We start from the raw sequence: 24,497 nt of genomic DNA, 5'->3' as shown, positions 1-24,497 counted from the left end.
TGAGCGCGTGCCTGGCTAGGCCCGCGCCGGGCCACGACAAAGTAAAGGGCGAAGTACCAGGTTGAGGTACTTCGCCCTTTTTTGATCCTCGGCAGGTGTCGAGCTTGCTCGTGGTTTTTAGTACGAGGCGGTCAGATTGTCGTAGCCGTTGATCTTGAGCGCGTTGAGCACGCGGTCTACGGCTGCCTGATCGGTATCCGGGTTATAGGTTTCCAGGAAAATTAGGTGCGCGGTGTGGTTGTCCTGGAAATTGATGTTCAGAAACTCGTGACCAAGCTCCTGCGTAGCAAGTGCGAGCTCGCGCTGCACAGCCAATTTGCCGCTCTGCAGATTCGGCGTGGATTGCTCCTCGTCGGCGCCGTTGATGATGTCTTCTTTGTCGCCGGTGATGCGGCCCTTATCGGCGTGGGCGCCCGGCTCGGGGGACTGGTCCGTGGTGGATTGTTCCGCTTCGGCCGTGTGGTGCACGTCCGGCTCAGCGAGCTGGTCCTGAGCATCGACCGGGCCGATGCTGCCTGCTAGGGGCAGCACTGCAGCCACGGCGCTTGCAATAAATGAAGTAATAGACATTTTCGGTCCTTTCTAAAAGGTAAATTTTATTGAACCGATGGAAATATTAGCACCGTGTAAGAAGGTTAACTACACGTAAAAATCGTTGTTGACATTTCCATTAAATAGATAATTAGCTGTTGCTAAATTGATTAAATGGCAGGAAGTTCCTATGGTTATCTGGCCTGCGTTGGTCTTAGCGAAAACGTGATTTCAGACATTTCCGGATTATTAAGTGAAATGTAATATATCTCGAGCATGGGTGTCGCCTCGGCCCTATTGGTGTGGAGAAAGTGAACATTCAGGGTTTTGTTCATAGAGCTGCCGAGTTTCCCGAAGGGGAATGGAGGGCGGAGTTTTTATCGCGCGCTAGAAAAGGACTAGAAAAGATGCACGACGCCTTCACAGGGTGCAAATTTAAGTGGTGTTGTCCACGTTTAACTGTGATCTGAAGAACTTTTTTGAACTTTTCTTAATTGAGTACAGTTTTCTTGACTGGACATTAGAAGAAAAACATATGCAACTGCGCGTTAGCCGGAGCCATAAGGACGCGAACATATGGTCGCACTTGAAGAACTGGCCAAACTTGAGTCTTGGGGCCGCTTTTAAGTGGCGGGTTTCACAAAATGGGGGGGTGTTCCTATATAGTTTGTCAATTCCGTGGGTGAGTTTGTTGGGGGTGTGAAGGGTTTCTGCTTTTCCTTGTGGATGTTGTTTTCGGGCACGGTGAGGAGCCGATTGGGCTTGCTGTGCAATCGGCTTGAGGTGAGGGTCTGTTGGTTCTAGGCTGCTGCGGCCTCCTGGACTGTGGAGATGTCTCGGTAGAGCTCGCCGTTTCGCATCATGGCGAAGAGAACGTTGAGGCGCCGGCGTGCGAGTGCGACGACTGCGGCGTTGTGTCTTTTGCCTTCTTTGCGTTTTCGTTCATAGAATTGCCGGGAACGCTCGTGGAATCTGATCGATGCAAAAGACGATTGCCATAGGGCGTTCTTTAATTTTTTGTTGCCAGCCCGGTTAGGCGAATTCGACATGATAGACGTTCCTGACTGATTCGTCCGCGGTGATAGCCCTGCATAGGATGCTAGGTGCGCTGCATCGGGGAAGTCGGACATATCGCCAACAGTCATGAGGATCTGCGCTGCACTACGCGGGCCGATACCAGGCATGGATAAAAGAATCTCGGTCTGCGGAATGTCCTGAATCAGCTTGAGTACCTGCGCTTCGATTTCTTTACGATGCTCGAGTTTGGCTAGTGCATCTGTGGCGGACATTGCTACGCCAAGTTCGGCGTATTCTGCGCCGGCAATGGATACGGTCTGTTCGTGGATGGCAGCAAGCATGGCATCGATGACAGGCTCAGGATTGCGTGCCCTGTGTTTGCGTGCAAAGGCTTTCAGGCGTGTTCTACCGATGCGTCGAATCTTGGTGGGGCCACCGTATTTTGCAAGTAGGTGGAGGATCCACTTTCGGTGAATCATCTGTCCGCGCAGGACATGTTCGAATGCAGGATAGGTTCCTACGAGCGCGGATCGCATCTGGTTAATCAGGCGTGTGTAGGCCCGGGCGAGGTCTTCGTCGATACCGTTGAGAACTTTCAGCTGGATAAAGACGTCCTCAACGCGGTCGACACTGCGCAAGGAATCTGGAAGGTTAAGACCGGCATGGGCGATAACGTAGGCGTCGCGTACATCGGTCTTGGAGTTGCCGACGTGGATGCGAGAAAGCTGTCGCATCGCAAGTCCTGGTAGATAGCGAACGTCGACGCCCATGTCTTGGGCGACTGCGACGGTTAACCGGCCGATGTTGTTGGGTTGATCGACAATGACAAGGACCGAGGCGTCGTCAGCGAGGAATTGGCCAAAGAGCTTGCGTAGCGAGCCTTCATGCTGGTTGATGCGTTTGGACAGGACTTGCCTGCCTTGGGGATCGAGGGCGCAGGCGTGGTGGAAGTATTTGCCGACGTCCACGCCAATGACGAAGTCATAGGCCATGGGTGTATGCCTCCTAGCGATGAATTAGAAGTTGGATTATTTGAGCTTCATCGCTGGGTTGGTCGGACATACTTCACGCTGGCATCCACATTACTGTGAGACCTCATACCACCTGGGCTGGGTCAGGTTCCTATTAGCAGTCTGGAGTATGTCACTGTCTTCGGCGGCATCACCCCCCGGATCATTGTCAGACAGGGACGAAAATAAGCCATACCGAAGCCAGCGACTAGTTCCACTGTCCTTTCAGACGGAGGGAACGGAAATAAACATAACCCGCCCAATCGGGTGGACAGGCTATGAATCTTCGGCGCCCTGAGGTGGAACTGCTAACAACGTAATGGGCAATCGGGGATGTCCCCTGGTGTTTCGGGTCATTTTATTCCGGAGAGTGATGAACTGGCACCCAGGGTTAACGGTGTAAATAGGGTTTTTAAATGTTCTCCAAGCCTACATTTATCTATCAGATAATAATAATTAACCCGCCAACTTCATTTTCGAACAAAGGTCTATTTGGGCCGGGTTGTCTTTTTTGTTAAGCCTCTTATTGGAAGGCATCTATTGACCGCAAAGTTGTTGATTTGCCATGCTAATAAGACTTGTCTTATGCGCTATCGGTGCCCTTATTGGTACTCTGCCAAAGGAGCAATTAAAGGCTCCTCACTGATTTTATGAACCAGTGTTGCCTACTTTGTGTTCAAGATTTCATGAGTGATGTCTGTACAGCTGAAAGGCAAGCTGTCCAGATAAAAGTTGTAAGAATACGTCCTTTTTAAGGGGAAAAGATGAGCGGAGTGTTAGGTCTATCTCGGAAGAGATGGTCCGTCTTAACCGCGGTGCTTGCTGCAATTGCGGTTATTGCGGCAATGGTCACCGTTCCGGGAGTGAAGGCGGAGGCTGCTGAGCCTACCGATTTTACGCCCAATAGTACATTGGGCAACGAACTTAAGAAGGAGGAAAAGGATCCACAGCATTTCGCCGCGGACTACTCCTGGGGTTTGCTTGTTTGGGCGGGAGAGCCAGCAGGGCCCGGCTTTAACAATGGTGGAAACAAAAATAATGATGTGGGCTGGGCGTGGTGTATTGAACCGCACGCTAAAACCCCTCTCAATACGTTCGAAGCGTATAAGAAGAAGAACGCTACGAAACTTGAGTTCGATGAGAGGTATCACGACGCCGTCATTAATCTCGGACGGAAGATGGAAGCTGCAGCTGTCCGAGGGGATAAAAAATCGGCTGCTAACTATTACGTCTACCTGTTGATGTTCCTCAATTCGTCTCAGAACCCAAAGTATCTACCTTTTAAAACGATTGTAGGGAATAGCAAAGACTATTTCCCAGGGTTTACTGGATCGCACGAAGATTTTACGGCGCTTACGGGTTATAAAATTGAGGGAACCGAAGCTATGCCGCAGCTTGTAAAAGACTCGACGGTGGAGATAGCAAAGCAGCCTGCAGATGCATTTATTACTGTTGTGCATCCGAACAACAAGCGCAATTCAAAGGCACAGTCTGTCATTCCGGTAGACCAGCCTGGTCTGCCTGATGAGCCTGACAATGGTGGTAGCTCCGAAGAGCCCACGACCTCTTCTGAGGAGAATCCTTCGGACGAGACCACTCCGGAAAACCCTGGCGGGGAGACTTCTCCGAACGAAACGACTGAGAATCCTGAGCCGTCTGATTCTGAAGAGACCACTCCGAAGGACACCACCTCCGAGACGACTCCGGATAAGACGACTGATGTAGTACCTAATCCAGAACCGACTCCTACTACTAGCGAGCAGCAGAAGGATCTTGAGCCCAAGATTGAAACGGAAGCTTCCATCAAGGACGGCAACCGTGTGGAAAAGGGTGCCACGGTTATTGACACTGTGACGTATGAGGATCTTGTTCCGGGTAAGCACTACACCCTGAAGGCGAAACTGATCTCCAAGGCCGATGGCAAGACCGTACTGGGTGAAAGCTCTACGGAGCTTGTTCCGGATGAGTCTGCTGGCAAGAAGGACGTTGAGATTGTCGTTAACGACAAGGCAGATCCTGCTGTGGACTCAGCGGTTGCCTTCGAGAAGCTCGTATCTACCGAGGTAGATAAGGACGGTAAGGACACCTCTAACTCAACTGATGAGAACACGATCGCTACTCACGAAAATATCAACGATGAGAAGCAGACCGTCAACACTGAGTGGAAGCCGGAGATTCATACCAATGCTGACTTTGACAACGCTACTCAGGTAAAGGCTGGCGTTACTGTCAAGGACACCGTCGAGTACACCGACCTGGTGCCGGGTAAGGAATACACCCTGAAGGCAGAGCTGCGAAACAAGGCAGTGAATGACAAGGGTGAGCACGAGGTCGTTGGCAAGGGCGAAGCTACCTTCACCCCGGATAAGTCTGCTGGTGAGCAGGTAGTTGACATCAAGGTCAAGGACGATGTTGAGGGAGTCATTAAGGCTGCCGTCGCATTCGAGGATCTGTACTCCAAGCAGGTCGATGAGAACGGTAAGGAAACTCCGAGCTCTGATGAGGAGAAGATTGCCGAGCACCGCGACATCGAGGATGAAGCTCAGACCGTAACCTCTAAAATGAAGCCATCCATCGGCACCAAGGCTGAGAAGGCTGAGGGCGATGAGATTAAGTCTGGCACTGTCATCACCGATAAGGTCGAGTACCAGGACCTGGTCCCTGGCAAGGAATACACTCTGAATGCTGAGCTGCGTTCCAAGGTGAAGGATGAGAACGGCGACTACGCGGTAATTGGCCACGGTGAGAAGACTTTCGTACCTTCCGCTTCCAAGGGCAGCGAGGAAGTCGAGATCACTGTTGATGAAGGTGTTACCGAGACTGTTGATGAGGCAGTTGCTTTTGAGTACCTGACCTCTACCGCAGTGAACAAGGACGGCGAGGATTCCAACACTGGTAAGAAGAATGACATCGCCGACCACACCGACATCAACGATAAGGATCAGACTGTAAAGTCTGAGAAGCCTTCTGAGACTACTACCTCGCAGACCACCACCACTACCGAGGAGGTTCCGGGTAAGCCTGGTGATGGTGGCGAGGGTGAGACCTCTGCACCTTCTTCTGAGGATTCTTCTACCCCGAAGACCAGTGAGACCTGTGAGTCTGAGGAGCCGGGCGACTCGGAGAGCGAGAAGCCTTCCGAGTCTGAGGAACCGTCTTCGTCTGAGTCCAGCGAGCCTTCTGAGTCCGAGTCTGTAGAGACCACGTCCTCTGAAGCTTCCGAGACCTCTGAGTCTGATAAGCCTTCGGATTGCGAGTCGACGACTCCGAGCAAGCCGGATGAGCCAGGCGAGCCTACTGATGGCAACGACGAGAAGACCCCGAAGGTTTCCACTAATGCTGACTTCGAGGGCGACCTGCGCGAGGTTGTTGCTGGTGCCAAGGTTGTCGACCAGGTTTCCTACGAGGGTCTGGTTCCGAACAAGGAATACACTTTGGATGCCCAGCTGATTTCCAAGGAAGACCGTAAGACCGTTCTGGGCGAGACCAAGGGCCACAAGTTCACTCCGAAGAGCGCTAATGGCACTGAGGCTGTCACTATCGTTGTCAATGAGGATGTAACTGAGCCGGTTGAGGCTGCGGTTGCTTTCGAGACGTTGACTTCCACCGAGGTGGATAAGCACGGTGAGAATAAGCCGACCGATGAGGACAACCCGAACCACGTTGGTGAGCACAAGGACATCAATGATGATGACCAGACTGTGACCTCCGAGGGCTCTGAGAAGACTCCGAAGATCATCACTAACGCTGACTTCGAAGAGGGCTCCCACGCTGTTATTGCTGGTGCCAAGATTGTCGATGAGATTACCTATGAGGGCTTGGTTCCGGGTAAGGAATACACCTTGAATGCTGAGCTAATTAACAAGCAGGACGGTATGACTGTTCTGGGTACTGGGCACAAGACCTTTACTCCGGAGAAGTCAGCAGGCAGTGTCGAGGTGGAGATCACTGTTGATGACGATGTGACGGAGCCGGTTGAGGCTGCGGTTGCCTTTGAGGAGCTTACTTCCACTGAGGTCAATGACATGGGCGAAGAGACTCCGGATGTTGAGCAGCCGAATGAGATTGCTGAGCACAAGGACATCGACGATGCAGACCAGACTGTGATTTCCCACGGGGACGAGGACACGACTTCGCCTGAGGACGAGCCGTGGATTTCCACCAACGCTGATTTTGCTCACGGTTCGCATGAGGTTGTTGCCGGTGCTGAGGTTGTTGATGAGGTTACCTATGAGGGTTTGGTTCCGGGTAAGGAATACACCTTGAACGCTGAGTTGATTAGCAAGGCTGATGGCGCAACTGTTCTGGGCGCTGGTGCCAAGACCTTTACTCCGGAGAAGTCTGCAGGCAGCGTTGAGGTGGAGATCACCGTTAACGATGATGTGACGGAGCCGGTTGAGGCTGCGGTTGCTTTTGAGACGTTGACCTCCATCCAGGTTGATAAGAACGGTGAGGAGACTCCGAGTGTTGAGCAGCCGAATGAGATTGCTGAGCATAAGGACATCACTGACGAGGATCAGACGGTAACGTCCAAGGATTCTGAGACCCCAGGCAAGCCGTCTAAGGGCAAGATTCCATGGTGGGCAATCCTGATTCCGGGCATCGGCTTGGGCAAGATCATCCATGACCGTCACCACAACCATGACCATTCCACGGAGCAATCAAAGGAGCAGCCGAAGGAGCACCCGAAGGATCAGTCGGAAGAGCACTCCAAGAAGCAGGACTCCGAGGGACAGGGTGAGCACAATGCTCCGGAAAGCAATGGTGAGGATAAGCCCGGTGATACTGGTCAGCACGCTGGTAAAGAGCACCACGGCTCCGAAGCTAACGGCCACGTGCCAGGTCAGACCGGTAACCCGCTGCCATCCGATGCCGGACGTGCAGAAATTAAGTCCGTGCCATCTGGTGCTACCCAGCTCGAGGCGGGCATGCAGAGCTACATTCAGTAGCCTGCGCACACTGGACAGCTAATGGGCAATAGCGCCTAGACGTAACACGATAAGTCCCCTTCAGGGTGTAACTGAACACACTGGAGGGGACTTTCTATCTGATGTGAACAACAAAAGTGACAATTAAAAGGAGTCGGGGCAATGTCTGAGGAGACCGGCCGCAAAGAACCCATGAGCTGGGGCAAGATTATCGGATTTATCGTCTTGGTAGTAGCCGTAATTCTGGTGCTAATCCAGTTGGCGCTGTATTTAACCAGCGATAAGGAGGGGGATGAGGGTGATGTGGGGGCATCGGCAAGCGCGTCTGTGAGCGCACCGGCAGACAAAGATGCAGGTGCTGCGGACAAGCCCGATGCCTTCGTCGATGATTCGGGCGCGCAGGAGCACGAATTCGAGCCGGCCCCGGGCGAATTCCACGGCTTCGAAGGTATGTCTGTGGGCATCGACGGCGATTTCGCCGCCGTGGACCCGGTGCAGGTGACGGACCAGGGCGTGCTGCTGCCGCCGCACGATGTCTCCCGCCTGGGTTGGTACTCCGCCTCGGCGGTGCCTGGCGATGCCGGCAACATCGGCTCCAGTGTCATCACCGGCCACGTGAACTACCAGGGCCAAGGCACAGGCTATGCGGAGAAATTCACCCGGCTGCAGGAAAACCAGGAATTTACCGTGGTCATCGATGGTGAGGAGCGCACCTTTCGCGTGACGGAAAAGCCGTACCGCCTGCCTAAGGGCGCGGATTTCCCGGACGTGGTCAATGACGCGGACGGGGCGAACCGCCTGGTGCTTATCACCTGCGGCGGCCAGTTCGTCGGTGGTGCGTTGGGCTATGAGGACAACATTATTACCGTGGCAGAGCCTGTCGATGCCCCGGTCCCACCGGAACAGGCGCAGGCATAGCTTGTAGCCCTGTGGCTTAGAAGCGCCCGGCTCGAGGAAGATTTTCCCGGGCCGGGCGCTTGCGTTTGTGCACTTCACGCATGTGCGTCCAGGCTGCGGCGGGCATCTATGAAATAATTTGGGGAAGTATCTGCTGCTAGGAGCGGAATCAAAGGAGCAAAGTCATGGATATTCCAGGCAAAATCGCCGGTCATATCGGCACGCCGCTGACGGGCAATGCCACGAAGGTATTGCTGCTCGGCGCGGGCGAGTTGGGAAAGCAGCTGGCTATTTCCTTCCAGTCCCTGGGCCTTGAGGTGCACGCGGTGGATAAGTACCAGGGGGCGCCGGCGCACCAGGTCGCGCACTATAGCTATGTCGCGGATATTACTGACGCCGCGCAGGTATCGGAATTGGTGCAGCAGATTCAGCCGCACTACGTGGTGCCGGAGGTGGAAATCGTCGCGGTGGAGGCCCTGGAGCAGGTCGAGCAGTCTAGCGACGCCGTCGTCGTGCCCACGGCGCGCGCATGCGCCCTTACCCAGGACCGCGAGCGGGTGCGCGCGGTGGCAGAAGATATTGGCCTGCCGACCTCGGCCTACCGCTTTGCCACCTCGGTAGAGGAGCTGGAAGAGGCGGCAACGGAGCTGGGGTTTCCGTGCATCGTTAAGCCGGACGTATCTACCTCTGGCAAGGGCCACATGCTGGCGCGGGATGTGGAAGACGTGCGCGAGGCGTGGGAGACGGTGCGCCGCGTGTCCTCGGATTCGCAGCGCGTGGTGGCGGAGCGCTTCGTGGATTTCGACCTCGAGGTCACGCTGCTGGCCATCCGGTCCATCGATCCGGCCACGGGCAAGCTGGCCACGTGGTTTAGCGAGCCCATTGGCCACCGCCACGAGAAGGGCGATTTGATTGAGGAGTGGCAGCCCACCGGCATGAGCGAGATTGCGCTGGAGAACGCGCGCTCGGTTGCGGCGCGCATTTCCAATGAGCTGGGCGGGCGCGGCGTGTACGGCGTGGAGCTTTTCGTCGCCGGCGATGATGTTTACTTTTCTTCGGTCTCCCCGCGGCCTTCGGACACGGCGATGCTTACCGCCTATACGCAGCGTTTTCCCAGTTCGACCTGCACGCCCGCGCCATTTTGGGCTATCCCATCGATGCCACGTTGATAACCCCGGGCGCCAGCATGTTCTTGCACGCGCAGGAGCCGCTTGCCGATGTCGCCTTTACCGGCATTGCCTCCGCCCTCCACTACGCCGAGACGGACGTGAAGCTCTTTGGCAAGCCCGATGCCTATAAGGGCCGGCGCATGGGGCTTGTGACCACGACGGCGGAAACGGTGGAAGAGGCACGCGACCGCGCCGCGTTGGCGGCGCACAAGGTGAGCGTGACCTCCACGCCTGGCCTGCTCGCGCAGGGCGGTGCGCGCGGCATCGACCCGCAGGCGGAAAACGTGCCCGATATCGAGGTCGTTGAATACGAGGGCGGGGTCGAGCTCGACCCCAAGCTGACCTCAGGCGTAGACGATACCGACTAGCCCCGCGCCGCGCGGTGCCCGTCCGCCCCGCGCCGCGCGGTGCCCGTCCGCCCCGCGCGGCAGCGTCGGCCAGCCCCGAGCGCCGACCAGCCTTGCACGGCAGCGCCGGCCGGCCCCCGCTCGGCGCGGCGCTGGTTAGCGCTGCGGGCCGGCGTGCTTGACCATCTCGTCCCACTCGACGATCTTGATGCGCTCGCGGCCGTGGGGCTCGCCGGCGGCCTGCTCGGCGGAGTTGAGGCGGTGCCAGCCGGCCCAAGTGGTCACGGCGATATCGCGGGATTCTAGAAGATCCAGGATGTCTTGCGGATCGCGCTTGGTCGCCGGCTCTAAGTCGCCGGACTTGTAGTCCGCCAGCAGCATGGTGGTGGTGTCCTTGGCATCGGATTTGGTATTGCCAATAAGCCCCACCGGGCCGCGCTTGATCCAGCCGGTGGTGTAGAGGCCGGGCAGCTTTTCGCCGTCGACATTGGCAAGCACGTGGCCGCCGTCATTGGGCATGGTTGCGGTGGTTTCGTTGAAGGGGATGCCGTCAACGGACTGCGGGTGGTAGCCCACCGCGCGGTAAACCGCCTGCACGGGCCACTCGGTGAACTTGCCGGTACCGCTCACGGAGCCATCGCCATTGAGCTGGGTGCGTTCGGTTTTGATGGCGGTGACGTGGCCGGCATCGCCAAGCACCTCTACTGGGGACTCGAAGAAGTGGATGTAGAGCTTGTGCGGGGCATCGCCAGGCTCGCGCATGGCGTAGGACTCCAGGGTCTGGCAGACCAGGTCGGTGGACTTGGCGGCGCGGCGGGCCTCCTCGGAAGCCTCGTCGTACTCGATGTCCTCCGGGCTGACGATGACCTCGATGGTGGGGGACTCATCGAGCTCCTTGAGCTCCTTCGGCGTGTACTTGGCCTGCGCCGGGCCGCGGCGGCCAAAGACGTGGACCTCCTTGGCGCGGTTTTCCTTCAGGGAAGAGTAGACGTTGTCTGGGATCTCCGTCACCAGCAGCTCGTCGGCAGTCTTGGCTAGAATGCGGGACACGTCGAGCGAGACATTGCCCACGCCCACGACGGCGACGGACTCCGCGGACAGGTCCCAGTCGCGCTCGAAGTTGGGGTTGCCGTCATAAAAGCCCACGAATTCGCCGGCACCGTAGTTGCCCTCGAGATCCTCGCCGGGGATGCCCATTTCCTTATCGGCGGTGGCGCCGGTGGCGAAGATGATGGCGTCGTAGTAATCGCGCATCTCCGTGACGGTGATGTCCTTGCCCACTTCGATATTGCCCAGGAAGCGGATTTCTTCCTTCTCCATGATGTTGTGCAGCGACTGCACGATGCCCTTAATGCGCGGGTGATCCGGGGCAACGCCGTAGCGAATCAAACCAAAGGGCGCGGGCATCTTTTCAAAGAGATCGATCTGCACGTCCACATCGGATTTTACGAGGAGGTCAGAGGCGTAAATGCCGGCCGGTCCGGAGCCGACGACGGCGACACGCACTGGGCTAGTCATCTGTTTAGGGTGTCCTTTCTTTAGGTTTTCTCACATTCTACGCGGTGGCAATGTATTAATTGTCACGGTGCTCACAACCCCTAGTTTAGGAGGGCGCCGGGGCGCGGAAAAGCGGCTGATTCACGTACAGTGGAGACGTCACCACGTGCTAGTAACTGTGATGTACGGCATAATGTTACGGCGCGTGTTCCCAGAGTTCCCCGTGACGGCAAAGGAAAGGTAATCCGCATGTCTGCATCCCAGTCCACAGTGTTAAGCTCCATCGGCCGCGGCTTCGATGGCCTCGATATTCCCGCCTTGGCGGATAGCCTTGGCGCTGAATTGCTCCGCTTAGAAGATTTCGACCCCACCGTGGCGGATGTTTTGGCCAACGCGCCCACCGCCACTGCCGATGCCCTCCTGGTCCAAGGCACCGGTGAGATCTCCTTCGATGCGGAGGTCGCCGCCGCGTTGGGCTTACCGCTGGTCATTATCTCCGGCGCCCCTGAGCGCGCGGCGGAGCTGGCGCAGCGCAAGGCCGAGTCCCTTGGAGCCACAGTGGCCGGCGTTTTCACCGATCTGGAGGCCGTGCCAGGTGCGTTGAAGGCCGCCGAGGAGACCGCGCCCGTCATGTCCGCGGACCTCTTCCAGAAGCAGCTCATCGACCAGGCCCGTTCCACCGGCTCCCACATCGTCCTGCCTGAGGGCGATGATGATCGCATCCTTGAAGCCGCTGATGCGCTGCTGCGCGATGAGGTTGCCCGGCTGACCATCTTGGGTAAGGAATCCGATATCCAGGCCCGCGCCAAGGAGCTGGGGCTGGATATTTCGGGCGCCGATATCATTGACCACCTGGAATCGCCGCTTGCAGAGGAATTCGCCGCGGACTTCGCGGAGCTGCGCAAGAAGAAGGGCGTGACCCTGGAGCAGGCCCGCGACACCATGCAGGACATCTCCTACTTTGGCACCATGATGGTGCACAAGGGGCTTGCCGATGGCATGGTATCCGGCGCCGCCCACACCACCGCCCACACCATTAAGCCGTCCTTCCAGATCATTAAGACCAAGCCGAATGCCTCGGTGGTCTCTTCCATCTTCCTGATGGTCATGCGCGGGCGCCTGTGGGCCTTCGGCGACTGCGCCGTGAACCCGAACCCAACCGCGGAACAGCTGGGCGAAATCGCCGTGGTGTCCGCGCAGACCGCGTCCCAGTTCGGCATCGACCCGCGTGTGGCCATGCTGTCCTACTCCACCGGCGCTTCCGGCACCGGCCCGGATGTCGAGCGCGCCATCGCGGCCGTCGAGGCCGCCAAGAAGCTGGACTCCTCGGTGAAGGTCGATGGCCCGTTGCAGTTCGACGCTGCGTGCGATCCTGGCGTTGCCGCAAAGAAGATGCCGGATTCCGATGTCGCCGGTAAGGCCAATGTCTTCGTCTTCCCCGATCTGGATGCCGGCAATATTGGCTACAAGACCGCGCAGCGCACCGGTGGCGCCTTGGCCGTCGGCCCCATCCTGCAGGGCCTGAACAAGCCGGTCAACGATCTATCCCGCGGCGCCACTGTTCCGGACATCATCAATACCGTTGCCATTACCGCTATCCAGGCTGGAGAGAAATAAATGTCATACGTACTGGTCCTTAACTCGGGATCCTCGTCCATCAAGTTTCAGCTGGTGGACCCAACCGCTACTGCCACCGATGATCCACTCGTCTCTGGCCTGGTGGAACAGGTTGGCGAGCCGAGCGGCGCCATTACCATCAAGGTCGGCGGGGAAAAGGTCACCGAGGAACTGGAAGTTCCCGATCACTCCTTTGGCCTAAAGCGCGCCTTTGACCTGATGGATGATCATCAGGTGGGAACGAAGGACGTCGATATCATCGCCGTGGGACACCGCGTCGTGCACGGCGGCCGCCTCTTCTCGGAACCGCAGCTCATCGAGGATCAAATTGAATCGATGATCGAGGATCTCATCCCGCTGGCCCCGCTGCACAACCCGGCCAACCTGGACGGCATCCGCGTGGCGCGCAAGATCCTGCCGGATATCCCGCACGTGGCGGTCTTCGATACCGCCTTCTTCAATACCCTGCCGCCGGCCGCAGCGCTGTATGCCATCAATAGCGAGGTTGCCTCCAAGTACGATATCCGCCGCTACGGTTTCCACGGCACCTCCCACGAGTTCGTCTCCCAGCAGGTGCCGAAGATTTTGGACCGCGATCCGGAACATACCCACCAGATCACGCTGCACCTGGGCAATGGCGCCTCTGCGGCGGCCATCCGCAATGGCCGTGCCATCGATACCTCGATGGGCCTTACCCCGCTGGCTGGTCTCGCCATGGGTACGCGTACCGGTGATATCGACCCAGGCATCATCTTCCACCTGGTGCGCCAGGCGGGCATGAGCATCGATGACATCGATAAGCTGCTCAATAAGCAATCCGGTGTCAAGGGCATCGCGGGCGTTAATGATTTCCGTACGTTGCGCGAGCACATCGATAAGGGCGATGAAGACGCATGGCTGGCGTATAACATCTACATCCACCAGCTGCGCCGCTTCATCGGTTCTTACATGATTGCCCTAGGCCGCGTGGACGCCATTACCTTCACTGCCGGCGTGGGCGAGAACGACACCGAGGTGCGCCAGGACGCGCTGTACAACCTGGATATGTACGGCATCGACTTTGATAAGGAGCGCAACCTCGTCCGTTCCGATGAGCCGCGGGTCATCTCCACCGATGATTCGCCCGTCAAGGTCTTGGTGGTTCCCACCAACGAGGAGCTGGCCATTGCGCAGAAGTCTGCGGAGGTCGCCGCCCAGGCGCGCGAGGCAGGCCTATTCAAGTAGGCCCTAGAAGGTAGTAATAGGCCGGACCTGGTTGGCCAAGTCCACCAGCGCATAGCGGTGGCGGCTAAACGGGGCCTGGCGGGCAAGGGCCCGCAGGGTCTCGGCCAGGCCGGTGCGCAGGCCGCGCTGGGTAAAGGCGTACTCGAAGAGATCATTCGGCGAGGACGCCCGCGCGAGATCGGCGTTGCGCAGGAAGTTCAGTCCCGCGGAGATGACGGCGATCTTGATTTGGAGGAAGCGCGGCTCGTTGGTGGGGACTTCTTCGAGGCGTCGGGCAGCGCGGCGAATGCGCGATTCCGATAGATTGTGCACGATAAGCTGCAGCACGGTGGTCAGCAGCGCCATGCGGAAGTGGCGCGAGGCATTGGGCACCTTATCCAAGGTGGCTACGGAAAGTTCCACCTGCCCCTCCGCGCGCAATTGGCGGGCAAGCCCAAAGGCGGAGGACACGGTCGTGGGGTTGGTGGCCCAGACGATGCCGTATAGGCGCATGGAATTAAACCGCAGTGCGCTTGGGTCTTGGGTGACGTGCGACCAGATTTCCGGCTGCCCCTCAAAAGCGGAAGAGGGGAGATCCGCCAGGGTGGTGTAGAGGTTGGAGCAGGCGCGGGCTACGGTGGCATCGATAAGCGATGTTTCACTGTAATCAATCTGCTGCAGGATGAGCTCATTGATGGCCGCGATGGCGAGCTTGGGGGCGGCCTCGCCGGGCAATAAATCGAGGACGGTGGCGAAGTACTCCTGGGCATCGATGTAATCATCGTGCAAAAGCTCGGTGATGCCGGCGTACCACTGGTAGCGCCAATCTTGGCCCAGGCGGTCCTCGATGGAGCCTAGCCACTGGCGCGCCTCGTCGGTATAGCCCAGGTCGATCATGGAACGCACCACGCCGAGGGGAATCTCGGCGGAATGCTCGTATTCCGGGGTGCGCATGGCCTGGCGCAGGGTCTCGAGGGCTTCCTGCGGCTCGGCATAAGACGTACCTTGCAGCAGGCTGGCGCCGACATCGTCGCGGTCTACTAGGGGCGTCGGCAAGGCGGAGACGACCTCGGGGGCGGTGATTTGGATGGTGCGGTCGATGCCATCGATAAGCTGATCCGTGCGAAAGACCAAGTGCTTGGTGCCGAAGGTGGTACGTTGCGGCGAGAAAAGCGAGTGCTGGGAGGGGTACTGGCGGCCGTCGCGGATGGCGAGGACCTCGCGCAGCACGCCGTAGAGCTGGGTGCGCAGCTCCTTGATGGAGCTAAACCGGCGCTGCGGGTCGCGGTGCGTCGCGCGCAGCAGCAGGCGGTAGAGGGAGAGGAAGCGGCGCAGCTCCGGTTCCTTGGACGGGTTGGGGATGCCTGGGAGGAAGACGCCGTCCTCGCTGGGCAGCTTGAGGCACAGCGCGGCCAGGGTGCGGCCGATGGTATAGATATCGCTGGCGATGGACGGCCCCTTGGACGCGACCTCCGGGGCCTGGAAGCCCTGGGTGCCGTAGATAAACCCGAACGCCCCGATGCCGGAGACCGCACCCAGGTCAATGAGCTTGACCTGGTCCTCGGTGACGATGATGTTATCCGGCTTCAGGTCGTTATAGACCACGCCGCGCGAGTGCAGGTACTCCAGCGCCGGCAGGATTTCCAGGATATAGCCAATGGCAATGTCAACGGGTAGCAGCTCGTTAGGCTGCTTATTGCGCCTGCTTCTTAGCGATGGCCCGCCCACGTACTCCATGACTATGAATCCACCTGGCACGCGGTCATCGTCGATGAAGTTAAAAATCTTGACGATGCCCGGGTGGGTAATGTCTGCCAGAAACTCGCGCTCCGCCTCGGCAGCGGCCGTCTCATCGGCGGACTTTTGGGCCTGCATGCCCTTGAGCACCACCACGCGCCCGGAGACGTAGTGGTCATTGGCCAGGTAAATCCAGCCCATGCCGCCGAGGATTTCGTATTGCTCCGCGACCATATCGCCCGGTTCCAGCTGCGGCGGCGGAACCTTTTTGCCCTTGATCTTCTCTTTGGGGTCGATGAGGGCGGCGGTGGGATCGGCCGGGGTGATAAACGGCAGGCGCACCATGCCATCAGCAACCGGCCGCTCGGTGCGCTGCGTGCCGCGGCGCTCGCGGAAGGTATCGATCGCCTGCCGGCGCGAGCGTTCCGAGGACTTTTCCTGGGCCGTTTTCTCATCGCGTTCGCTCTCGCGCTGAGCACGGATATTCTCTAAGTCCGCGAGCAGGCTGGAGAGGTGATCCGGGTCGATGGAACCGTCGTCGTCTTCATCGTCATCGGCGAAAGGATCAAAGGCCACCGCCGAAGTCCCCGGATCCCCGCGGTGCTCGATGGGTTCGCTCGCGAATGGGTCATACGCCACGGCCGCCGTGCCCACTCCGCCGGTATCGCCGGCGTTGCCGCTCTCGTCGGCGGTGTTTCCGTTTCGCGCACCCTGGGCCGCGGTATCCTGACCAGCCGTGCTTTGGCCCGCCGTCCTTTGGCCTGCCGTCCTTTGTCCAGCTGTGCTTTGACCCGCCGTGCCCTGGGCAGCAGTGCTAGGGCCAGTCGTGCTGCCGTCCGTTGTTTGCCTGCTCGTTGCCTCCGTATCCGGGAAGGCAGCGGCGGGGGCTGTGCCAGGGACCTGCGCTGCGGCGGTATCGACATCAGCTTCGCTAGTGCCATTGTCGCTAGCACCAGCGTTGTGAGCGGTGGCCGAGGTGTCGGCCCCGACGTCGCGGTTGGCAGGCCTGCGGTTGGCAGCGTTGGTGCTCGCGGTGGGGGAGTCCGCGCCGGCGTTGGTAGCGGCGGTATCCGAGCCAGCGGCGGCGTTGGCGGCGTTGGCGGCGTTGGTGTCAGCGTCATCGGCTGTGCTGGCTGTGTTGGGGGAATCGGCGGCGTCGCGATCGCGGTCCTGGCTGCGGTCTGGGTTGGAGTCTTGGTCGCGGTCCCGGTCGGGGTCAGCGTCGCGGTAGGAGGCCTTGGTGGGCTGCCGGAATTGGCGCTGGGTATCGAGGTTTTCGGGCTCGAGGTATTCGAGCTCGTCTTCGCTGAAATTCGGGTTATGGTTCATGACTTATCTTCCTCGATGTATGTCCCCGACGGCAGGGTGGGCTCGTCTAGGTAAGCGCCTAGCCACCTGTCAAAGATGTCGGACCACGTCCCGTCGCGGCGGATGCGCTCTAAGGTGGAATTGACCTGGCGCAGCAGCGGGCGGGTGTCATGATCCTTGTTGGGAAGGCGCGCGGCAACGCCGTAGTTCTCGGTCTTTAAGGGTTCGCCCACGATGGAGGTGTAGGAATCCTGCGCGGCCATGCCGGACAGCAGGGCATCATCAACCACCACGCCATCGGCTTGGTTGAGCTGCAGCGCCATGAGGCAATCGCCCCAGGAGCGGGTGATGAGGATATCGGACCGGGGGGCGCGCTCGCGGATGGTATCCAGCGCGGTGGACCCGCGCACCCCGCACAGCCTCTTGCCATCGGCATCATCGATGGAATTCATCCCGGAGCTGGTCAGCACCAGCATGCGGGTTTGCGTGGTCATGTAGGGGATGGAAAAGGCCACTTCCTTCTCGCGCTCGGGGCTAATGGTCATGGTGCGCACGATGATATCGACGGTGCCATTATCCAGCGCGGCGGTGCGGTCGGAGGATTCGACGAAGCGGAAATCCACCTTATTGGGATCGCCGAAGATATCGCGGGCAATCTCGTGTGCGATATCGACCTCGAAGCCGCGGACATCGCCGGAGGCGGCATCGCGGTAGCTCAGCAGGTTATTGGAGCGGTCCACGCCCACGATAAGGCGCCCGCGCTTGACGATGTCCGGCACCCGCTCCTTCGCCGTTTTATCATCCGGCCGGTAGGTGCCTTTGAGCTTGGTATCGTCTTCTTGGTTGGGAGCGTTGGTGCCGGCCTCTTCTATGGCGGAGCCTTCCGGCAGCGGCGGGCCGGGGCTGGCATCGAGTGCCTGCTGTTCGGGCGATTCCAGCGGTGGGACGGAGCGAATATCGCAGCCGGCCAGCGCGAGGATGCTGCAGGCAGCAACGATGGCGGTCAGGGGTGCTCGGTAGCGCATTAGAGGTACTCCTGCAGTCGGGGACGAATGCCCAGCCACACCGCGAAGATGGCGCACAGGGTGAGCAGGAAGACAGCGGAGGAGACCGCGGTCATGGCGGTCAGCCCGCGCTCTAGGTAGGTGCGCATGGCGATGCGCGCCTGGCCGATGAGCTCTGAAAGCTCGCTATCGAGCTCATTAAAGGACTGCGCGGCGGTGGTCTCGCCATTCTCGGGATCGGTGATGGTGGCTTGGTAGACGGCTTCGTCATAGTCGCCTTCGCTCAGCGCAGCCATGAGCTTTTCGTGCGAGTCTTGCCACTTTTCGGTGGCGGCGCGGGCGCTGTGGATGAGCTCGGGATCGTTGACCTCGACGTCATCGTCGTGCAGCGCGCTTTCATAATCACCCAGCGCCTTTTCGATGGACTCGACGGATCCAGAAAAGCGCTCGAGCGTATCTTCCTCAGAGGAGCGCAGCACCAGCGCGAGGGTTTCTGAGGTGCGCGCCTGCTGGGCCTCGATGCGCGAGGCCGTCAGCGAATCCCAGGGGCGCGAGGCGGTTTCGAAGCCCTGGTGGCCGGTGGACCAGGTGGCCAAGTTAGACAGCGCCACCCAGAAAATGGCCAAGAAGAGCAGCACCGTTGCGGTTAAAAAGCCGCGGTTAAAGCGGCGGCGGGTCTGGCGCCACAGCCACCACTGCGCCACGATGAGGAAGAAGACCGCAGCCAAAAGGCCAGAGAGCGGCACCCACTGCGGCGAGGTGAGCTTTTGCTGCTGCTGGTTGACCTTCGCAGTGGTTAGCTGGAATAGCTCGGATGCCGCCGGCAGAATGTGCTCGCGCATGAGCGAGGAGGCATTGGACATATAGGAGTTAGCCACGGCATTGCCGGCACGGTGGTTCGAGCGCGCCTTTTCAATCATCGCGGTATAAATGGGCAGCTCGCGCTGGATGAAGGTAACGAGATCGCGCACGCGGGCATCGTCAGGCGTGGTGCCCAGCACGGATTCGGTCGCAGCAATGGAGGCGGCATCGATGGCATCGTTATAGCGCTCGCGGTTGCCCTCTGATTCCACGCCGGCCTGCACGAATCCGGTGGTCGCGATGGTATCTGCCACCGAAAGGGAGCTATAGAGGTGGTGTGCCGCATTGGACATCGGCTCGGTGGTATTGAGCAGCTCGTCGAGGTCGGAGTGGCGGGCGGCGGAAGATTGGGACATCGATAAGCCGGCGGCTCCCAATGCCACCGTGAGGATCAGGGTGACGGTAAAAAGCTTGCCTGGGGTGGTGGAGGCGAAGTAATAAAACCGCCGCAGCAGGCGCGCCGGGCCCGCAAACCATTCCATGGCGCGGTGGGTGAGCCCGCTGAGGGCCGGGCGAGAGGGCGCGGTAACCTCATCCAGCCAGTGATCGCTGGGGTGAGCGTCCTCATCGCGCTCTGACTCTACCCGCACTGCCTGCTCAGTCATTCACTTAGAATAACGCCCCCAGTGTGCTGGGCGCCACCATTTACCCGCGTGTGTGGCTAGGATAGGAAATATGCATAACCCTCACAGTGGAGACGGCTGGGCGGCGGGCCCCAGTGGCATTCGCGTATGGGGAAAATTCGGTGCCGCCGGCCTCTTCCTCGTCGCCGGGCGCGAGGTGCTGCTGCAACACCGCGCCGCGTGGACCAATCATGGCAATACCTGGGGGATTCCCGGCGGGGCGCGGGACTTACAAGAAAGCCCCACCCAGGCCGCGTTGCGGGAAACGCACGAGGAATGCGCCATCGCGCCTGCCGATGTCGAGGTGCTCGAGACCCAAGTTACGGCCGGGCCCTATCCACCGGCGGGGGATTTGCCGGGGGAGTGGACCTATACCACCGTGCTGGCGCGCACCCGCAGCGGCCTGCGCCTGCCCACCACCGCCAACGAGGAATCCCACGAGCTGCGCTGGGTGGGCCTAGATGAGGTGGAAAAATTACCGCTTATCGCGCCATTTCGCCACGCCTTTCCCGCCCTGCGGCGGCGGGTGGAAAAATTGAACCGGTAAGGTATCCAAAAATATGGCATTCTAGTGCTCATGATTGAAGTACAAGGACTGACTAAGGATTACGGGTCTGTCCGCGCCGTTGAGGATCTCACCTTCCAAGTAAAGCCCGGTGTGGTCACCGGCTTCTTGGGTCCCAATGGTGCCGGCAAATCCACCACCATGCGGATGATCGTGGGCTTGGACGAGCCCACGGCCGGTGAGGTCCGCGTCAACGGCAAGCACTACCACGATCTCGCGCACCCGCTGCGTGAGGTGGGCGCGCTTTTGGATGCGAAGGCGGTGCATCCCAACCGCACGGCCGCGAATCATCTGAAGTGGATGGCGGCGGCTAACGGCATTCCCACCTCCCGCGTGGATGAGGTGCTGGGGCTGGTGGGGCTTTCCGATGTCGCCGGTAAGAAAGCCGGCGGCTTTTCCCTCGGCATGGGCCAGCGCTTGGGCCTTGCGGGTGCCCTATTGGGCGATCCCGGAATCCTCATCCTGGATGAGCCGGTCAACGGCCTAGATCCAGAAGGCATCCGCTGGGTGCGCCAGCTCGTGCGCGCGCTGGCCGCAGAAGGCCGCACCATTTTGATTTCCTCCCACCTCTTGTCCGAGATGGCCCAGACGGCTGACCACCTCGTGGTCATTGGCAAGGGGAAGATGGTTGCGGATAAGCCCACCCACGAGTTCGTCCGCGGCCACTCGCAGTCCTTGGTGTATGTGCGCTCGAACCACCTTCCGGAATTCGGGGAGGCATTAAAGAAGGAGGGCGTTTCCTTTACCGACTCCAAGGACGAGGAGGGCCGCCCGCGGCTCGAGGTCATCAACCAGACCACCGAGTTCGTGGGCGAGCTGGCCTATTCCACCGGGGTGCCGCTGCACGAGCTCACCCTGAAAAGCGCGTCGCTGGAGGATGCCTTCATGGATCTCACCGGCGATGCCGTGCAGTATCACGCCGGCACGCCTGGCGCGCAGCCAGGCCAGCCAGGCCAGTCCGGTGGGTTCGCCCGCCCCAACGAGCAGGAGGTTTAATCCGCCATGTTGAATATCTTGAAATCCGAGTGGATTAAGCTGCGCACCACCCGCTCCTTTTGGTGGACCACCGCGCTATTCCTCCTGTTCTCGTGGGGCTGGGCCGGCGTTAGCGCCGCGTTTATGGAGCCGCTCGAGCCGGAGGCCGTTGACATGGGCTTCCAGCTTATTGGGCCCGAGTTCACCGTCGTATTCCTGGTAACCCTGGGCCTGCCTGTGCTGATGATTCAGGCCATCATGCTGGTGACCACGGAATATCGCTTCGGCACCCAAGCGATTACCTTCATGGCCTCCCCGCGGCGCGGGAGCGTGGCCGTGGCCAAGCTGGTCTTATACGCGGTCATCGCGGCCGTACTGACCTTCATCGGTGTGGTGGGCGCGTACCTGCTTACGGATCTGCTTGCTGATAGTTCCATTTCCGCCACCTTCGACCCCTGGAACGATGAAGTCGGCCGCGAGCAGCTGTGGAAGTACCCGCTGGCCGCAGCCCTCGTGGTGGCCTTTGCCCAAGGCGTTGGCATGCTCATTCGCCAGACCGCGGGTTCTGTGGCGCTATGCCTCATTCTGTACCTGGGCGTGGACCAGATGGTCAGCATGATTCCCGTCGTCGGCGATAAGATCGGCAGCTACATGCCCTTTACCGCCTTCCAGAACTGGCTGTTCAATACCCCAGTGGATAACGCGCTGTGGACGGAGGCCGCAGGCAGCGGCGTCGTATTCTTCATCTGGGCCGTGGTGCTGTGGGCCCTCGGCGTGCTGGTTCTGCACAAGCGCGATGCTTAATCGCTGCTCCCCAGGGTTAGTCCCTGGGGAGGGAGCAACGGATGCCTTGGGCGAGGCGGTCTTAGCCTTGCGAAGGATTCGGGGGTTGGGAGGGGCATCGGCAAGCAAAGCTTATTGCAGGGCCGAGGTCAGCCGCATGACGTTATCGATATAACGGCGCACGAACCCGCGCTGGTTCCACTCCTCAAGGGTGAGCTCGTGGCAGACCGCGCGGTAATTGGCGGCGAGCTGGTTGAACTGGGCGAGGAGATCACCCTTGGCCACGAGCATGGTGGTCTCATAGTTGAGGCCGAAGGAGCGCGGATCCATATTGGACGAGCCGAACATGCACAGCGGATTGAACTCCTGGTCATCTGGATCCGTGATGATGAACTTGGAGTGCAAAACATAAGGGTAGGGGAATTGGTAGATATGCACCCCGGCCTCAAGCAGCGCCTGGTAATACGAGGACTGGGCGTGGTTGACCATGAATTGGTCCGCGGTATCGGAGACATAAAGCTCCACATCCACCCCGCGGTAGCAGGCGGTGGTCACGGCCTCTAAGAGGGATTCATCCGGCACGAAATACGGCGAGCACAGCACTAGGCGCTGCTTGGCGTGGTGTACCAGGGAATTAAACATGCGCAGGTTGGGCTCGGTGGTATAGCCGGGGCCGGAGGGAATCATCTGCAGGTAGTTGGCGTCGACTGTTTGGGCATCGTCATAGGGCAGCTCATCTAGCGGGAGGTTCTCGCCGGATTCGGTGTACCAATCCACCGCGAAGACCGCGGTCATGGCGGTGACGATGGGGCCAGATAGCTCCACCATGTAATCGATCCAAAAGCGGTCAGTGGTTTTATATTGGCGCTTGATCAGGTTGATGGAACCGATAAAGCCGACCTCGCCATCGATGATGACGAGCTTGCGGTGGTTGCGCAGATCCGGGCGGCGGAAGCGGCCCTTGTGCAGCTGGATGGGCAGCATGAGGCGCCAGTCCACGCCGATGTCTGTCAGTTTGTCCCCCAGCGAGGAATAACCCTTGTACTTAAAACTGCCAATCTGATCCAGTAGCAGGCGGACCTTGACGCCGCGGGCGGTGGCGCGGGCGAGGGCCTGGAAAAACACATCCGTGACCTCGTCCCAGGACTGGATATAGACCTCGATGGAGACGTACTTTTCGGCGCGGTCCACGGCCGCGGCGATGGAGCGAATGCATTCATCGTAATCCGCATGCAGGCCTAGGTTGTGGCCAATGAGCGCTGGAAAGCCGGTCAGTTCGCGGTTGAGCTTGATGACGGATTCCACCTCGGCTGACAGGATGCCCTTGGGGTGGTCCGGGGTGCGGGCGGAAATATCCTCGAGGCGCTCATTGGCCTCTTGCTGGATGCGGTGGCGGCGCCGGTTGATATACGGCGAGCCCATGAGCAAAAACAGCGGCAGGCCGATGACGGGCAGCACCAGAATAGCCAGCAGCCACGCGGTGGAATTGGAGGGCCGGCGGCCTTCTGGCACGAAGCCGACGGCGATGATCTTGATGGAATAATCGACGATGAGGAAGGCCAGCTGCCAGAAGCTGAGATCGAGCGACCAGGTCATTTAACGCACGGAATCGAAATCGGGCAGATCGAAATCTGCATAAAGTGGGCAGTGATCGGAGGTCTTTTCGCCGGCGCGTTCTTCCATGTCTACGCGCGCGCCGGTGACGTGCTTGGCCAGCGGCGGCGAGGCCAGCTGGAAATCGATGCGCATGCCTTCATTCTTGTGAAAGCGCATCCCCTTGTAATCAAAGTAGGTATAGCGCTGTTCCTCGGTAAACCGGCGCGTGACCTCCTCGAGGCCGGCCTCCTCAAGCATCTGGAAGGCGGCGCGCTCGGGCTCGGTAACGTGCGTCTTGCCGCGGAAGGCCTCGATATCCCATACGTCTTCATCGCGCGGGGCGATATTGAAATCGCCGGTGAGAAGCAGCTTGGATTGGGCGCGGCCGGCGGCGTAGCGGGCGAGCTGGTAGAGAAAGTCCAGCTTGTAGTCATAGTGGCGGTCGGTGATCTCGCGTCCGTTGGGAATATACAGCGACCAGATTTCTACCCCGCGGATGCGCGCACCAAGGGCCCGGGCCTCGCGGTCCTGGGGCTTTTCTGGGTCCTTGGCAAAGCCAGGCTGGTGGGGGAAGCCGGTAAAGACTTCTTCCGGTTCTTCTTTGGAAATGATGGCCACGCCATTCCATTGGTTGAGGCCATGGCAGGTGACATGGTAGCCGGCATCCTCGAAGGCCTCGCGGGGGAATTTATCGTCCTTGACCTTGGTCTCTTGTAAGCACAGCACGTCGATGTCGTGCGTGTGGAGAAGGTCCAGCGCCCGCTGGGCGCGGGTGCGAACGGAGTTGATATTCCACGTGGTGATGCGCATGGATAATACAGTACCGCGC

15 protein-coding genes and 1 pseudogene are annotated in these 24,497 nt (G+C 59.4%); 8 read left to right on the top strand and 8 right to left on the bottom strand.

Features of this window, described 5'->3' with window-relative positions:
• Positions 1-117 precede the first annotated feature (117 nt).
• The gene (locus tag EL217_RS10045) at positions 118-570 is read right to left on the bottom strand and encodes a hypothetical protein (protein WP_005284987.1); all 453 of its coding nucleotides are present in this window, start codon (positions 568-570) and stop codon (positions 118-120) included.
• Positions 571-1,331: 761 nt separating this feature from the next.
• A complete protein-coding gene (locus tag EL217_RS10040; protein ID WP_126318860.1) occupies positions 1,332-2,540 on the bottom strand; it encodes an IS110 family transposase in 1,209 nt (402 codons plus the stop codon).
• Between the two features lie 1,403 nt (positions 2,541-3,943).
• Here EL217_RS10040 and EL217_RS10035 point away from each other — a divergent pair.
• From EL217_RS10035 to purT, 3 genes and pseudogenes are all read left to right on the top strand, one after another.
• On the top strand, positions 3,944-7,507 hold the full coding sequence (locus tag EL217_RS10035) for a VaFE repeat-containing surface-anchored protein (RefSeq protein WP_232018291.1): 3,564 nt from the start codon (positions 3,944-3,946) through the stop codon (positions 7,505-7,507).
• Positions 7,508-7,648: 141 nt separating this feature from the next.
• Positions 7,649-8,404, top strand: coding sequence for a class F sortase (locus EL217_RS10030; RefSeq protein ID WP_126319869.1), 756 nt, complete (start codon positions 7,649-7,651; stop codon positions 8,402-8,404).
• Between the two features lie 164 nt (positions 8,405-8,568).
• Positions 8,569-9,920, top strand: a pseudogene (purT, locus tag EL217_RS10020) (formate-dependent phosphoribosylglycinamide formyltransferase).
• Between the two features lie 135 nt (positions 9,921-10,055).
• On the opposite strand, the gene EL217_RS10015 reads toward purT, so the two are convergent.
• The gene (locus EL217_RS10015) at positions 10,056-11,417 is read right to left on the bottom strand and encodes an FAD-dependent oxidoreductase (RefSeq protein WP_035108528.1); all 1,362 of its coding nucleotides are present in this window, start codon (positions 11,415-11,417) and stop codon (positions 10,056-10,058) included.
• 228 nt (positions 11,418-11,645) lie between these two features.
• Between EL217_RS10015 and pta the strand changes: the two genes are divergently transcribed.
• Positions 11,646-13,013 carry a phosphate acetyltransferase gene (gene pta / locus EL217_RS10010; RefSeq protein ID WP_126319867.1) on the top strand — a complete coding sequence of 456 codons (1,368 nt, stop codon included), beginning with the start codon at positions 11,646-11,648 and terminating at the stop codon, positions 13,011-13,013.
• Entirely contained in the window at positions 13,014-14,237 is a 1,224-nt protein-coding gene (locus tag EL217_RS10005) for an acetate kinase (protein WP_126319865.1), read from the top strand.
• Between the two features lie 3 nt (positions 14,238-14,240).
• Here the strand turns inward: EL217_RS10005 and EL217_RS10000 are convergent, their stop codons facing one another.
• Genes EL217_RS10000 through EL217_RS09990 form a run of 3 tightly spaced genes read right to left on the bottom strand, consistent with a single transcriptional unit; the run spans position 14,241 to position 19,731 of the window.
• Positions 14,241-17,282, bottom strand: coding sequence for a serine/threonine protein kinase (locus EL217_RS10000; RefSeq protein WP_126319863.1), 3,042 nt, complete (start codon positions 17,280-17,282; stop codon positions 14,241-14,243).
• The gene (locus tag EL217_RS09995) at positions 17,279-18,286 is read right to left on the bottom strand and encodes a glutamate ABC transporter substrate-binding protein (RefSeq protein WP_126319861.1); all 1,008 of its coding nucleotides are present in this window, start codon (positions 18,284-18,286) and stop codon (positions 17,279-17,281) included. The genes EL217_RS10000 and EL217_RS09995 overlap by 4 nt, the downstream gene beginning before the upstream one ends.
• The gene (locus EL217_RS09990) at positions 18,286-19,731 is read right to left on the bottom strand and encodes a hypothetical protein (protein WP_126319859.1); all 1,446 of its coding nucleotides are present in this window, start codon (positions 19,729-19,731) and stop codon (positions 18,286-18,288) included. The genes EL217_RS09995 and EL217_RS09990 overlap by 1 nt, the downstream gene beginning before the upstream one ends.
• 70 nt (positions 19,732-19,801) lie before the next feature.
• On the opposite strand from EL217_RS09990, the gene EL217_RS09985 reads away from it, so the two are divergent.
• From EL217_RS09985 to EL217_RS09975, 3 genes are read left to right on the top strand one after another with little or no spacing between them, the layout of a single operon-like run.
• On the top strand, positions 19,802-20,296 hold the full coding sequence (locus tag EL217_RS09985; RefSeq protein WP_023029277.1) for an NUDIX domain-containing protein: 495 nt from the start codon (positions 19,802-19,804) through the stop codon (positions 20,294-20,296).
• Between the two features lie 30 nt (positions 20,297-20,326).
• Entirely contained in the window at positions 20,327-21,310 is a 984-nt protein-coding gene (locus EL217_RS09980) for an ABC transporter ATP-binding protein (RefSeq protein ID WP_126319857.1), read from the top strand.
• Positions 21,311-21,316: 6 nt separating this feature from the next.
• A complete protein-coding gene (locus EL217_RS09975; protein ID WP_126319856.1) occupies positions 21,317-22,093 on the top strand; it encodes an ABC transporter permease in 777 nt (258 codons plus the stop codon).
• A gap of 111 nt (positions 22,094-22,204) precedes the next feature.
• On the opposite strand, the gene EL217_RS09970 is transcribed toward EL217_RS09975, so the two are convergent.
• Positions 22,205-23,668 (bottom strand): phospholipase D-like domain-containing protein, encoded by a 1,464-nt coding sequence (locus EL217_RS09970; RefSeq protein WP_126319854.1) that lies wholly within the window; start codon positions 23,666-23,668, stop codon positions 22,205-22,207.
• The gene (locus tag EL217_RS09965) at positions 23,669-24,478 is read right to left on the bottom strand and encodes an exodeoxyribonuclease III (protein ID WP_126319852.1); all 810 of its coding nucleotides are present in this window, start codon (positions 24,476-24,478) and stop codon (positions 23,669-23,671) included.
• Positions 24,479-24,497 lie beyond the last annotated feature (19 nt).

Source organism: Corynebacterium segmentosum (genome assembly GCF_900637825.1).
Classification (GTDB): Bacteria; Actinomycetota; Actinomycetes; order Mycobacteriales; family Mycobacteriaceae; genus Corynebacterium; species Corynebacterium accolens.
This window is presented reverse-complemented; position numbering and strand designations above follow the sequence as displayed.

Excerpts from the sequence above, each read along its gene's own strand:
- EL217_RS10045 (WP_005284987.1), bottom strand. The coding sequence starts at position 570 with ATGTCTATTACTTCATTTATTGCAAGCGCCGTGGCTGCAGTGCTGCCC.
- EL217_RS10040 (WP_126318860.1), bottom strand. The coding sequence starts at position 2,540 with ATGGCCTATGACTTCGTCATTGGCGTGGACGTCGGCAAATACTTCCAC.
- EL217_RS10035 (WP_232018291.1), top strand. The coding sequence starts at position 3,944 with ATGCCGCAGCTTGTAAAAGACTCGACGGTGGAGATAGCAAAGCAGCCT.
- EL217_RS10030 (WP_126319869.1), top strand. The coding sequence starts at position 7,649 with ATGTCTGAGGAGACCGGCCGCAAAGAACCCATGAGCTGGGGCAAGATT.
- EL217_RS10015 (WP_035108528.1), bottom strand. The coding sequence starts at position 11,417 with ATGACTAGCCCAGTGCGTGTCGCCGTCGTCGGCTCCGGACCGGCCGGC.
- pta (WP_126319867.1), top strand. The coding sequence starts at position 11,646 with ATGTCTGCATCCCAGTCCACAGTGTTAAGCTCCATCGGCCGCGGCTTC.
- EL217_RS10005 (WP_126319865.1), top strand. The coding sequence starts at position 13,014 with ATGTCATACGTACTGGTCCTTAACTCGGGATCCTCGTCCATCAAGTTT.
- EL217_RS10000 (WP_126319863.1), bottom strand. The coding sequence starts at position 17,282 with ATGAACCATAACCCGAATTTCAGCGAAGACGAGCTCGAATACCTCGAG.
- EL217_RS09995 (WP_126319861.1), bottom strand. The coding sequence starts at position 18,286 with ATGCGCTACCGAGCACCCCTGACCGCCATCGTTGCTGCCTGCAGCATC.
- EL217_RS09990 (WP_126319859.1), bottom strand. The coding sequence starts at position 19,731 with ATGACTGAGCAGGCAGTGCGGGTAGAGTCAGAGCGCGATGAGGACGCT.
- EL217_RS09985 (WP_023029277.1), top strand. The coding sequence starts at position 19,802 with ATGCATAACCCTCACAGTGGAGACGGCTGGGCGGCGGGCCCCAGTGGC.
- EL217_RS09980 (WP_126319857.1), top strand. The coding sequence starts at position 20,327 with ATGATTGAAGTACAAGGACTGACTAAGGATTACGGGTCTGTCCGCGCC.
- EL217_RS09975 (WP_126319856.1), top strand. The coding sequence starts at position 21,317 with ATGTTGAATATCTTGAAATCCGAGTGGATTAAGCTGCGCACCACCCGC.
- EL217_RS09970 (WP_126319854.1), bottom strand. The coding sequence starts at position 23,668 with ATGACCTGGTCGCTCGATCTCAGCTTCTGGCAGCTGGCCTTCCTCATC.
- EL217_RS09965 (WP_126319852.1), bottom strand. The coding sequence starts at position 24,478 with ATGCGCATCACCACGTGGAATATCAACTCCGTTCGCACCCGCGCCCAG.